Genomic DNA, 11,850 nt, shown 5'->3' with positions numbered 1-11,850 from the left:
GTGTCGGGCAAGTTAACTACTGTTTTTAAATACCAACTTTGAAAATCAACAGATTCCTCAGGGACGCACCATGGCAGACGACACCAAGCTGGATCAACAACCCGCCGGTCAGCCCCGCGGCGGCAAGCTCAGCACCAGCGAGCTCTTCAAACATAACCGCGTTCGGGCCATTGCCGGTATTGCCGCCGTGGCCGTCGTTTGGGCCATCATGGCGCAGTCCAACGCCAATACCCATCGCGATCGTATCGACGTTCTGGAAAACGATTTGGCGACGTCCGAGCAGCAAAATCAGCGCCTGAGCCAGCGCGTTAGCGAAATCGAGCAGGCGGAAACCGACCTCGGCGCGATGCGCGAAGAGATTGCATCGCTCGAGCAGCGCCAGGCGGAGGCCCAGCAAAGCGTGCAGCAGGCCGAGGAAGAGGCCCAAACGATTCAGTCGCGTCTCGAAGAACTTCAAAACCAGCGCGATTCGCTCGAAAAGGAAGTCGAGAGCCTCGAACAGGAGCTTCAAAACGCTCAGGAAAACATGCAGTCGCTGCGCGACGAGCGTGACGAGATCACCTCGACGCGTGATGAAGCGCAGTCGAATCTGAACCAGATCGAGCAGGCGCGTGAAGGCGCCGAAGAGGCCCGTCAGGAAGCGGAAACCGCACGCCAGCAGGCCGAAGAGCAGCGTCAGCAGGTACTCGACGCGCAAAACGAAGCTCAGCAGCAGCTCGAGGAGCTCGAAAGCCAGGTGAGCGACGCCGAAGAGCGCCTCGCATCACTACAAGAAGAGATCGACAGTGCCCAGCAGGAGGTCGATCAGCTGGAAAGCGAGCGTGAAAGCGCAAGCAGCGAGCGCGATGATCTTCAGTCGGAAATCGATTCGCTCACCGAACAGCGCGATGAGCAGGCGCAGAGCCTGACACAGGTTCGCTCGGAAATGGACGATCTCATGGTGGCCCTGGATATGGGTCGCGAAGAGCTCTCAAACGTCGAAAGCGATATCGAAACGCGTGAGCAGCAGCTCGAGCGGCTGGAAAGTCAGCTCAGCGACTGGCGCGAAGAACTATCCGCGCTCGACGCTCGCCTTGAAGTCGACGACGCCAGCGAAGACGAGGTGCCCAATCTGGCTCCCAACGGCCAGCAGTCGAATCAGGGTGGTCAGAGTGGACAGAGCCAGTCGTCTCAGGGGGAGTCTGGTCAAGCCCAGAACCGTCAGGGCCAGGGGTCACAGGGCCAAAGCGGACAGAATGGTCAGAGCAGCGCGCAGAATCAGGGTGGACAGAGTCCGACTGGACAGAGCCCGACTGGTCAGAGCTCAAACCAGTCCGGCCAATCCAACGGCGCTTCTTCGCAGGACGATGAAGGCGAGGAGGAAACCGACGAGCAGAGTGCTGCCCAGTAAAGCGTTTTCCCTTGAACGGGCAGCATTAAGAAGTCGCTACGCGGGTACGGCAAACGCCGTACCCGCTTTTTATCGTTTCGAGTTTATGAACCGGGCGCCAGCGCGTATGATTTAGCCACTTAAACGCTGTGCAAAGGAGCGTACAATGGATGGGATCAAGCACATAATCGCAGTAGCGTCCGGCAAGGGGGGCGTGGGGAAATCCACCGTCACCGTAAACCTGGCGCTGGCGCTCGCCGCCCAGGGGTATCGCGTTGGAGTGCTCGACGCCGATATCTATGGCCCAAGCCAGGCGCAAATGCTCGGTGTGGAAGAGGGCACGCGGCCTCAGCCTGCCGGTGAAAACGCGTTTATGCCGCTTCAGGCCCACGGGCTCAAGGCAATGTCGATGGCGTTTTTGGTCAATTCCCGCGATGCGATGGTGTGGCGTGGCCCGATGGTCGTTGGCGCCTTTCAGCAGATGCTCAATCAGACCCAGTGGGGCGAGCTCGACTTTCTGCTGATCGACATGCCGCCTGGCACCGGCGACATCCAGTTGACACTTGCCCAAAAGGTGCCGGTATCCGGCGCGGTGATCGTCACGACCCCCCAGGATATCGCGCTTCTGGATGCGCGCAAGGGCATCGAGATGTTTCGCAAGGTCAACGTGCCGGTGGTGGGCGTGGTCGAGAACATGAGCCTTTACAAGTGCGAAAGCTGTGGCCATGAGGCGGCCATTTTCGGTACTGGCGGCGGCGAGCGCATCGCTCAGGAGTACGCCACGAAAGTGTTGGGGCGCCTTCCGCTGGCGATGTCCATTCGCGAGCTGGCGGACTCCGGCAAGCCCACGGTGGTCTCGAGCCCCGAAAGCGACGAGAGCCAAACCTTTGCCGAAATCGCCCGCCAGGTGGCGGCTTCGGTGATGGGAACGCAACAAAGCGGCCCCACGATTTCCTTTAGCGAGTGATGAGCAGCAATGAGTATTCAGTCTGACAAGTGGATTCGCCGCATGGCGCAAAGTGACGCCATGATCGAGCCCTTCGAGCCGGGGCAGGTGCGCCACGTCAACGACCAGCGGGTCATCTCCTACGGCACATCGAGCTACGGCTACGACGTGCGCTGCTCCGACGAGTTCAAGGTGTTCACCAACATCCACTCGGCGATCGTCGACCCCAAGGCCTTCGATGACAAGAGCTTCGTCGACGTGAAGGGCGATGTCTGCATCATTCCGCCCAACTCCTTTGCGTTGGCGCGCACCGTGGAGTACTTCCGTATCCCGCGTAACGTGCTCACCATTTGCCTGGGGAAATCCACCTACGCGCGCTGCGGTATCATCGTCAACGTCACGCCCCTGGAGCCAGAGTGGGAGGGCCATGTGACGCTGGAGTTCTCCAACACCACCAATCTTCCGGCGAAGATTTACGCCCACGAAGGGGTGGCGCAGATGCTTTTTCTCGCCGCCGACGAGGAGTGTGAAACCTCCTACAAGGATCGGGGCGGCAAGTACATGGGCCAGCGCGGCGTGACGCTGCCACGTACCTGACCTCACAGGTCATCGCATCAACAGCCGCATAAAAAAAGCGCACCCGGGAAGGCGCGCTTTTTGCTATCAAGGGAGCCGTCAAACGTCTTCGTCGAGCTCTTCGGCGGCGTCGTCATGAGACAGGCGCATCCCCTGGGGCGGTAGCGGCTGGCCGTCGATGGTGACCTTATCGCTTGAGTAGTTGAGCCGGCCCTGCAAAAACCACTGCACGGCAATGGGCAGAATCAGATGCTCGCGGGCGTGCACCTTGTCTTTTAGCCGCTGCTCATCGTCGTCTTCATCGATGCGACACTCGGCCTGCAGCACGACCGGGCCGCCGTCGAGCTCCTCGGTGACGAAGTGCACGCTACAGCCATGCAGATCGCGCCCGTCGGCCAGCGCTCGGGCGTGGGTGTTGAGCCCCTGGTAGTCAGGTAAAAGCGACGGGTGGATGTTGAGCATTCTGCCCAGAAAGCGCTGTACGAAGCGCGGCGTCAAAATGCGCATGAAGCCTGCCAGCACGATCAGGTCCGGCTCGTGGCGCTCGATCACCTTGATCAGCGCGCCGTCATAGGCCTCGCGGCTTTCGTACTCGCGGTGGGGCAGCGCAACGGCTTCGATGCCGGCTTCGTGGGCGCGCTTGAGCCCGAACGCGGCGGGCTCGTTGGAGATCACCGCGACGATTTCGCCGCCCAACCGGTCGTGATTCTGGGCTTCGATCAGCGCTGCCAGGTTGCTGCCGCTGCCGGAAATAAGCACCACGATGCGGCGCTGATCGACCGGCTCTGGAGTCATGTCGTTGAGCGTGTCGCTTGTGTACTCGTTATCGCTCACTGGCTGGCCTCTCCCGCGGCCAGGTTCTCGAGAATCACCGCGTCCTCTTCGCGCTTGACGATTTCACCGATGCGGTAAACGGTTTCGCCCTGATCCTGCAAATAGCTCATCGCCTCGTCGGCCTGCGCTTGGGGCACGACTACCACCATGCCAATGCCGCAGTTGAGCACCCGGTGCATCTCCACTTCGCTGACGTTGCCCTTGGCCTGCAGCCAGTTGAAAACCTCCGGGCGCTTCCAGGTACTGACGTCGACCCGTGCGGCCAGGTGCTCCGGCAGTACGCGGGGGATGTTTTCTAAAAGGCCACCGCCGGTGATGTGCGACAGCGCGTGAATCGAAAGCTCGCTTTCGCGCAGCATGGAAAGCAGCGACTTGACGTAGATGCGCGTCGGCGCCATCAGCGCATCGCCCAGCGGCTGGCCATCCAGCGGCTCATCGAGGGCAGACTCGCTGACCTCAAGAATCTTTCGAATCAGCGAGTAGCCGTTGGAGTGAGGGCCGGACGAGGCGAGGCCCAGCAGCACGTCGCCTTCGTCGACCTGGCTTCCGTCGAGAATCTCGGATTTTTCGACCACACCGACGCAGAAGCCGGCCAGGTCGTAGTCATTGCCTTCGTACATGCCCGGCATTTCCGCGGTTTCACCGCCGACCAGCGCGCAGCCCGCTTGCTCGCAGCCGGTGCCGATGCCGGTCACTACGTCGGCGGCGATATCGACATCGAGCTTGCCCGTAGCGTAGTAGTCGAGAAACAGAAACGGCTCGGCGCCGGCAACGACCAGGTCGTTGACGCACATGGCGACAAGGTCGATTCCAATGGTGTCGTGCTTGCCAAGATCCATCGCCAGGCGCAGCTTGGTGCCCACGCCGTCGGTACCGGTGACCAACACCGGCTGACGGTAGCCCTCGGGCAGTTCGCAAAGCGCGCCGAAACCACCCAGACCGCCCATGACCTCGGGGCGCGTCGTGCGCTTGGCCACGTGCTTGATACGCTCTACCAGGGCGTTGCCGGCATCGATATCGACTCCGGCATCCTTGTAGCTAAGTGACGGGGAAGCCGGAGGAGGGGTTGTCTGGGTCATGACAGGTCCTTTGGAGCCTATGGCAGTACGGGATAGGAAGGGTCGCGGCCGCGGGCGGCCGATAATTCGGCGGATTGTACCATTTGGCATCGATTGCCGCATTGTCCTGTCGAGTTATCGTGCAAGACACGTTATCTTACAACGATAACATGACGTTATGTCGCGACAGGCGACCATTTAAGGAGCGATTCGAGTATGCGCCACTCTACCTGGGCTGTGGTGTTTATCCTGCTGCTGGTGGGCCTTGTGTACCTGCTGGATTCGGTGCTGATGCCGTTCGTGGCAGGCATGATCCTCGCTTATCTGGTCGACCCTATCGCCAACAAACTCCAGCAGTGGGGCATGAAGCGCCCGCTGGCGGTGGCCAGCGTCTTCGTCGCGCTCTTTTTACTGCTGGCCGCGGCGCTGTTGATCCTGATTCCGCTGATCGTCTCGCAGATCAAGCAGCTTGGCGAGGCGCTGCCGGACATCTTCACCTGGGTCGAAAATCGCCTGGCACCCCAGGTGCTGGAGTGGACCGGCTATGACGTGCGCGCCGAACTTGGCAACGTGAGAGCCACGCTGTTGGAGAATTGGCGCGACGCCGGCGGTTATCTGGCCCAGGCGCTGGCGAGCATCGGCCGTTCCGGGGCGGCGTTCGTCACCTGGATCACCTACGTGGCGCTGATTCCCGTGGTCACGTTCTATTTGCTGCTCGACTGGGACCGCCTGCTGGCCAACATGGCGGATCTGGTGCCGCGCCACTACGCCCGCGATACCGCCAGACTCGCCAAACGCTGCGACGCGGTGCTGGCCGCATTCCTGCGCGGCCAACTTCTGGTCATGCTGAGCCTTGGCGTGATCTACGCACTAGGACTTACGCTGATCGGGCTCAATTTCGGCCTTTTGATTGGCGTGGTGTCGGGCCTTGTCAGCATCGTGCCTTTTTTGGGGTTCATCGTTGGGTTGGGGGTGGCGCTGGTGGTCGCGTTTTTCCAGTTCGAAAGTTGGTGGGGGCTTGTTGGCGTACTGGCCGTGTTTAGCGTGGGTCAGGTAATGGAGAGCGTGGTACTACAGCCAAAGCTTTTGGGCGACAAGATCGGCCTGCATCCAGTGGCGGTGATCTTCGCCGTACTGGCCGGGGGCAGTCTTTTTGGACTGACTGGCGTACTATTGGCGCTACCCGCCGCGGCGGTCATCATGGTGCTTCTGCGCGAGGTGATCGAGCGGTATAAAAATAGCGAGCTGTACGGCGAGGCGAAGCTTACCGGCGCCAAGTCGCTCAACCGGCTCGATCACGACAGGGACAGGGAGATTCCATGAGCAGAGTGCCGGCTCAGCTGCCGCTGGGCGTCGGGCTTCGCGACGACGCCACCTTCGATAACTACTTCGCATCCAGTGCCAATGCCTCACTTCTGACCTCGCTTGGCCGCCAGCTCGAGCCGGACGCGGAACCCTTCGTCTATCTATGGGGCTCGCCCGGTAGCGGGCGAAGCCACCTGTTGCAGGCCGCCTGCCACGCCGCCTCGGATCGTGACAAGCGCGCGCTCTATTTGCCGCTGGCGGATTTGGGGCACTTCCCGCCATTGATGCTCGAGGATATCGAACGCCTCGACCTGGTGGCGATCGACGATCTGGAGTGCGTGGTTGGACGCAAGCGCTGGGAAGAAGCGCTTTTCCATGCCTTCAACCGGCTGCGTGACGCAGGCAAAGGGCTGATCATCGCCGCCAGCGCCCCGCCGCGCCAACTCAACGTGGCGCTGTCGGACTTGGCTTCACGACTGAGTTTCGGAGTGACGTATCACCTGCATTCGCTGGACGACGCGGACCGGCTGCAGGCATTGAAGCTGCGCGCCGGCGCCAGGGGAATGGAGCTTCCCGACGACGTGGCCCGCTATATTTTACACCGCGGCCCGCGGGAGCTTGGCGAGCTTTGCGCGGCGATCGAAACTCTCGATCAAGCCTCGCTATCGGCCAAGCGCAAATTGACGATTCCCTTCGTCAAATCCGCACTTGGCTGGTAGTCGCCCGACATTGATCGGGCGATTGGCCGCTAGGCGGTTTTCCGCAGGTTGCTGGCCAGTTGCTGCGCCTTTTGCACGTTCTCTTCGGTCAGCTTTTGGCTTTTTTGAAAGAAGTCGCGCTGAATCGATGTCATTTGATCGGCATCGCCCTTGACGCGTTCGGCCAGCGTTTTGGCCACGCGCTGCTGGCCTTCCATGTACTCGCGAAGCTCAGTGCTGTCCTTCACCTGCATCAGCTGGCGCGCCTGCTCCAGACCCAAGTCGACGTAGGCCTTTTGCGCGCTGAGCTGAGCGTTGACCAGCTTCTCTGAAGTATCTACGCCAAGCGAAACGCAGGCCTGCAAGGGGCCCAGAAAAAGCGAGTGGAACTGCTCGTTGATCGGCGAGTGATTGAACGTTGCCATGATATTTCTCCCGTTAGTCATTTGAAACGCACAAGGCCTTGTTCGCGCACCTTGTCCTTGCTCGCATTACGACAGTTTTCTACTGGTCATGCGAATGGCTGCTGCCATGAAGCTTAACAACGGTTTTTGTGCACTGCAACATGAGCGTTTTCGAAGCGCCCTGTAGAGGCTGGCCGAACGCACGAATGGCGTTATCAATCGGCTCGACGTTGTCGATAGCCGCTCCAATGGCTAGGGTAAAGTGGGTAGTTTGCTAAACGCGTCAACGCCAGCCGAACGAGCGGCTCGCTCTTAAGGAGAAAACGTATGGAAACACGTATCGAGCGCGACAGCATGGGAGAGCTCGAGGTACCGGCAAGCGCGCTGTATGGCGCTCAAACCCAGCGGGCAATCAATAACTTTCCGGTATCGAACACGCCCATGCCCACCGCTTTCGTTCATGCGGTAGCCCGCATCAAGCTTGCCGCTGCGCGCAGCAACCTCTCGCTTGGCCATCTCGACGAGTCGCGCGCCCGCGCCATCGAGAAAGCCGCTCAGGCGGTGATCGACGGCGAGCACGACGACCAGTTCCCCATCGATGTCTACCAGACCGGCTCCGGCACCTCGACCAACATGAACGTCAACGAGGTGCTGGCGACCCTTGCCTCCCGTGAAGGCGTCGAGGTCACCCCCAACGATCACGTCAACATGGGGCAGTCGAGCAACGATGTCATCCCCAGCGCCATTCACGTCGCCGCCGCGATCGCCGTCAAGGAGTCGCTGCGCCCGGCACTGTTGACCCTGCGCGATGCGATCGACCAGCGCGCCGAGGAGCTCAAGAACGTCGTCAAGACCGGACGCACCCACCTGATGGATGCCATGCCGCTGCGTATGGACCAGGAGCTTGGCGCGTGGTCGAGCCAGGTCGGCCAGGCCATCGAGCGTTTTGATAGCGCCATGACGCGCTTACAGCGCCTGGCCCAGGGCGGTACCGCCGTGGGTACCGGTATCAACGCGCCGGAAGGCTTTGCCGAGAAGATGGCCGACGAGCTCAGCCGTCAGACCGGGCTTTCGTTTACGCCCAACGACAGCTTTTTCGCCAGTCTTTCGAGCCAGGACGCCGCCGTCGAACTTTCGGGCCAGCTCAAAGGGTTTGCCTGCGTGGTGATGAAGATCGCCAACGACCTTCGCTGGATGAACTCCGGGCCGCTCGCGGGGCTTGGGGAAATTGAACTCGAGGCGCTGCAGCCGGGAAGTTCCATCATGCCGGGTAAGGTGAATCCGGTGATTCCCGAATCCGCGGCCCAGGCAGCTGCCCAGGTGATCGGCCTCGATAGCGCTATCACCGTGGCCGGGCAAAGCGGTAACTTTCAGCTCAACGTCATGCTGCCGCTGGTAGCCTCGAATCTTCTAAGCTCAATCACGCTAATGAGCAATACCGCAAGCCTTCTGGCCACCCGCGCGATCGCCACCTTCAAGGTACGCGAGGATCATCTGCAGGAGCCGCTGGCGCGAAATCCCATCCTCGTGACCGCGCTCAACAGCACCATCGGCTACAACGCCGCCGCTGCGGTCGCCAAGAAGGCGTACCAGGCACGGCGGCCGATCATCGATGTGGCAGAGGAGGAGACCGATCTGGATCGCGAGACCCTCGAGCGGCTGCTTGATCCGGCCGTGCTGACTAAAGGCGGCGTTCCGGAGTGAGCCAACGGGCAGGGCGGGTTACTTCTCCTGTTTCTCCGTCTTGCCCTCAACAATCGTCTCGTCGGCCTCTTCACGCTCCTCTTCGCTTGCATCCGGCGTTGGCTGCTCGTCCTGACGAGAAGGGCGATAGCAGAAGGTGGCGAGAATCGGGAAGTGGTCCGAGCCAAATCCTTCCAGTCGATGCATGTCGACCAAAGTGAAGTGCTCGGTGACGAAAATATGGTCCAGCGGCCAGCGCATGAACGGATAGTTGGCATGAAAGGTGCTGAACATGCCGCGCCCGCGGCGTGGGTCGAGCATGCCGCCTACGCGACAGAAGCGCCGCGTGGTACGCGACCAGGCGACATCGTTGAGATCCCCCGCGACCAGGGAGGGTTTCGGATCTTCGTGGATGTGTTTACCTACCCATAAAAGTTCGGCATCGCGCCATAGTGACTTGTCACTTTCGCTGGGGGCAGGTGGGCGTGGGTGAACTGCGTAAAGGCGTATCCGCGCGCCGCTTGCCAGCGTAACGTAAGTGTGCACCGACGGAATGTCGTCCTGGATCAGCCATTTGACTTCGGTGTCGGTCAATTCGAGGCGCGAATAGAGGTGCATGCCGTAAAGATTGTCCAGCGGTACTCGAACGCTATATGGCCATCTTTCGTTCAGGGCAGCGTCGAGCTGGTCGCCCCACCACTGATCCGATTCAAGCGTTAAAACGATGTCCGGCTGATTCGTTTCGATCAACTCGATCAGACCCTTGGCATTGCGGTTGGGCGTCAGCACGTTGGAGACCAACAGCTTGAGGGTTTGATCTTCAGGCGGGTTTTTTGCGTTTTGAACCTCAAGAGGCCAGAGTTTCGTCCAGGGCAGTATGTAGCCGACCTGCACGAACAGGGCGATCAGCGAGAAAATGCCGGCGACGGAGCGCCAATGGCCGGGGTCGAGCAGGAAATAAACGGCCAAGGCGTTTAAAAGGGCGGCGATGGCGATTTGAACACGGGGAAATTCGAAGCTGCGAACAAGCCACCATCGCAGACGAATGTGCGGGACCGCCGTGACAAGCAGCAAGAGCAGCGAAATGCCGCCCAACAAGAGCTCAGGCAAACCAGCCTCCTTAACATGGGATAACAATACACGAGTAAGCTTAGCTGGCTGTCGAAAGACGTGTCGATGTAAAAGAGAACTTTCTTTTCAACACTCTATAAAAAAGCGTTCGATAAAAAAACGGTTGCAATTACGCCGTGAAAAGATAGAATACGCACCGCACTGAAGGACCATAGCTCAGTTGGTTAGAGCGCCACGTTGACATCGTGGAGGTCGGCGGTTCAAATCCGCCTGGTCCTACCATCTGCCGCTTTCAGGCAGTGAATCGGTGAATAGTGAAGGACCATAGCTCAGTTGGTTAGAGCGCCACGTTGACATCGTGGAGGTCGGCGGTTCAAATCCGCCTGGTCCTACCAGAATTCAAAAACGCCCCGGCCTTTTGGTCGGGGCGTTTTGCGTTGCGTGGAAAGTAAAACCGTCAGGCCGCGCTGCCGGGCAGGGGCAGGTCGGTGCGCGCGATGAACGTCGCGACCAGTGACTCGATGCCGGCTTGATCTTCCTGGCTGAAGCGAGCGGGCTCTGGGCTATCGATATCGAGTACGCCCCACACCTTGCCACCGACCACGATGGGGACGACCAGCTCTGCGTTCGAGGCGGCGTCGCAGGCGATGTGATCCGCCACGGCGTGCACGTCGTCGACCCGCTGGGTCGTTTGAGTACGCGCTGCTGCCCCGCACACGCCCTTGCTGAAGGGTATCGGGTTGCAGGCGGGCTTGCCTTGAAACGGGCCCAGACTCAAAAGCTCGGGCGTTTGCTGCAAATAAAAGCCGACCCAATTGAGTGAGTCGAGCGCTTCCATGATGAAGGCGCAGGTCTGAGCGGTATTGGTCAGCCAGTCGCGGGTGTCGAGCAGCGACTCGAGCTGGCGATTCAACAGTGCGTAGTCGGCGCAGGCCATGGGCGGGCCTCCTTGATCTCTTGAAATGAAACAGGTCGGCCATAAAGGCCGACCTGCTGAATGCCCGGTCTCATGAGGCCGGTTTGTCATTGCCGTGAGCGGTTATTCGGTCCAGCCAGGTACCGCGCCGCCCTGGAACAGCTCCTCGGCTTTTTCGATCACTTCATCGCGCTGGTAGGCGTCGACGAGCTGCTGGATCTCTTCTCGCTCCTCGTCACCGCTTCTTACCGCGATCAGGTTGACGTAGGGCGACTCTGCACCTTCGCGCACCAGCGCATCGTCCAGGCTCAGGCCTGCCGGCTGGGCGAAGGTGTTGTTGATGAACGCCATGTCGACGTCCGGCAGAATGCGCGGAAGCTGAGCGGCTTCGATTTCGCGGAAGCGAAAATCGCGCGGGTTCTCGGCGATGTCGATCGGCGTCGCTTCCAGGTTCTCCGGGTCGTTGAGCGTGATCAGGCCTTCGTTATGCATCAGAATCAGCGAGCGGCCTTCGTTGGTCGGATCGTTGGGCAGCGCGATCTGGGCGCCGTCCGGCAGCTCATCGAGGCTCTCGTACTTCTCCGAGTAGGCGCCAATCGGGTAGACGAAGGTATAGCCGGCGGCGACCAGATCGTAGCCGCGGTCACTGTTCATCGTTTCGAGGTAGGGCGCGTGCTGGTAAGCGTTGGCGTCCAGGCTACCGTCGGCAAGAGCGGCGTTCGGCGTGACGTAGTCGGTGAACTCGATGATCTCGACGTCGAGGTTGTACTCATCCTTGGCGATACGCGCGGCAACCTGCATCACTTCGGTTTCCGGGCCGGCCACGGTACCCATTTTGATGCTTTTGGCTTCCTGCGCGTTGGCGACGTTGATCGCCAGGGCCAGCGCGGTCAAACCGCCGAATAGCTGCTTTTGCATGATGTCTCTCCTGTTAACGGGCGTAACGATTCTAACGTAATGGGTATTATAGCAATAAAAAACCGGCCCATA

At 60.3% G+C, this 11,850-nt stretch carries 12 protein-coding genes and 2 tRNA genes; 8 read left to right on the top strand and 6 right to left on the bottom strand.

Features of this window, described 5'->3' with window-relative positions:
* Nucleotides 1-70: 70 nt before the first annotated feature.
* The 3 genes from RN346_RS09555 (at nt 71) to dcd (ending at nt 2,912) form a co-directional block, all read left to right on the top strand.
* Nucleotides 71-1,390: a kinesin gene (locus RN346_RS09555; RefSeq protein WP_311960975.1), complete on the top strand. Its 1,320-nt coding sequence runs from the start codon at nt 71-73 to the stop codon at nt 1,388-1,390.
* A gap of 145 nt (nt 1,391-1,535) precedes the next feature.
* The gene (gene apbC, locus RN346_RS09550) at nt 1,536-2,336 is read left to right on the top strand and encodes an iron-sulfur cluster carrier protein ApbC (protein ID WP_311958010.1); all 801 of its coding nucleotides are present in this window, start codon (nt 1,536-1,538) and stop codon (nt 2,334-2,336) included.
* A gap of 9 nt (nt 2,337-2,345) precedes the next feature.
* Nucleotides 2,346-2,912: a dCTP deaminase gene (dcd, locus tag RN346_RS09545; protein ID WP_252109239.1), complete on the top strand. Its 567-nt coding sequence runs from the start codon at nt 2,346-2,348 to the stop codon at nt 2,910-2,912.
* 78 nt (nt 2,913-2,990) lie between these two features.
* Here the strand turns inward: dcd and purN are convergent, their stop codons facing one another.
* Both purN and purM read right to left on the bottom strand, forming a co-directional pair.
* Nucleotides 2,991-3,725, bottom strand: a complete 735-nt coding sequence (gene purN / locus RN346_RS09540) for a phosphoribosylglycinamide formyltransferase (RefSeq protein WP_263587036.1) — start codon at nt 3,723-3,725, stop codon at nt 2,991-2,993.
* Nucleotides 3,722-4,804 (bottom strand): phosphoribosylformylglycinamidine cyclo-ligase, encoded by a 1,083-nt coding sequence (gene purM / locus RN346_RS09535; protein ID WP_311960974.1) that lies wholly within the window; start codon nt 4,802-4,804, stop codon nt 3,722-3,724. The genes purN and purM overlap by 4 nt, the downstream gene beginning before the upstream one ends.
* A 195-nt stretch (nt 4,805-4,999) precedes the next feature.
* Here purM and RN346_RS09530 point away from each other — a divergent pair, with 195 nt between their 5' ends.
* Together RN346_RS09530 and hda are read left to right on the top strand one after the other, a co-directional pair.
* On the top strand, nt 5,000-6,106 hold the full coding sequence (locus RN346_RS09530) for an AI-2E family transporter (protein WP_263587038.1): 1,107 nt from the start codon (nt 5,000-5,002) through the stop codon (nt 6,104-6,106).
* Nucleotides 6,103-6,807, top strand: a complete 705-nt coding sequence (hda, locus tag RN346_RS09525; RefSeq protein WP_311960973.1) for a DnaA regulatory inactivator Hda — start codon at nt 6,103-6,105, stop codon at nt 6,805-6,807. Before RN346_RS09530 ends, hda begins: the two co-directional genes overlap by 4 nt.
* A 29-nt stretch (nt 6,808-6,836) precedes the next feature.
* On the opposite strand, the gene RN346_RS09520 is transcribed toward hda, so the two are convergent.
* Nucleotides 6,837-7,211, bottom strand: coding sequence for a phasin family protein (locus RN346_RS09520; RefSeq protein WP_311960972.1), 375 nt, complete (start codon nt 7,209-7,211; stop codon nt 6,837-6,839).
* Between the two features lie 306 nt (nt 7,212-7,517).
* Here RN346_RS09520 and RN346_RS09515 point away from each other — a divergent pair, with 306 nt between their 5' ends.
* On the top strand, nt 7,518-8,894 hold the full coding sequence (locus RN346_RS09515; RefSeq protein WP_311960971.1) for a class II fumarate hydratase: 1,377 nt from the start codon (nt 7,518-7,520) through the stop codon (nt 8,892-8,894).
* 18 nt (nt 8,895-8,912) lie between these two features.
* On the opposite strand, the gene RN346_RS09510 is transcribed toward RN346_RS09515, so the two are convergent.
* The gene (locus RN346_RS09510) at nt 8,913-9,983 is read right to left on the bottom strand and encodes an endonuclease/exonuclease/phosphatase family protein (RefSeq protein WP_311958005.1); all 1,071 of its coding nucleotides are present in this window, start codon (nt 9,981-9,983) and stop codon (nt 8,913-8,915) included.
* Nucleotides 9,984-10,149: 166 nt separating this feature from the next.
* On the opposite strand from RN346_RS09510, the gene RN346_RS09505 reads away from it, so the two are divergent.
* Together RN346_RS09505 and RN346_RS09500 are read left to right on the top strand one after the other, a co-directional pair.
* Nucleotides 10,150-10,226: transfer RNA gene (locus tag RN346_RS09505), tRNA-Val, on the top strand.
* Between the two features lie 36 nt (nt 10,227-10,262).
* A tRNA-Val gene (locus RN346_RS09500) sits at nt 10,263-10,339 on the top strand.
* A 62-nt stretch (nt 10,340-10,401) separates the two neighbouring features.
* Here the strand turns inward: RN346_RS09500 and RN346_RS09495 are convergent.
* A complete protein-coding gene (locus RN346_RS09495; RefSeq protein ID WP_311958004.1) occupies nt 10,402-10,881 on the bottom strand; it encodes a GAF domain-containing protein in 480 nt (159 codons plus the stop codon).
* 102 nt (nt 10,882-10,983) lie between these two features.
* Entirely contained in the window at nt 10,984-11,778 is a 795-nt protein-coding gene (locus RN346_RS09490; protein WP_263587044.1) for a MetQ/NlpA family ABC transporter substrate-binding protein, read from the bottom strand.
* Nucleotides 11,779-11,850 lie beyond the last annotated feature (72 nt).

Source organism: Halomonas sp. PAMB 3232, assembly GCF_031954225.1.
Classification (GTDB): domain Bacteria; phylum Pseudomonadota; class Gammaproteobacteria; order Pseudomonadales; family Halomonadaceae; genus Vreelandella.
This window is presented reverse-complemented; position numbering and strand designations above follow the sequence as displayed.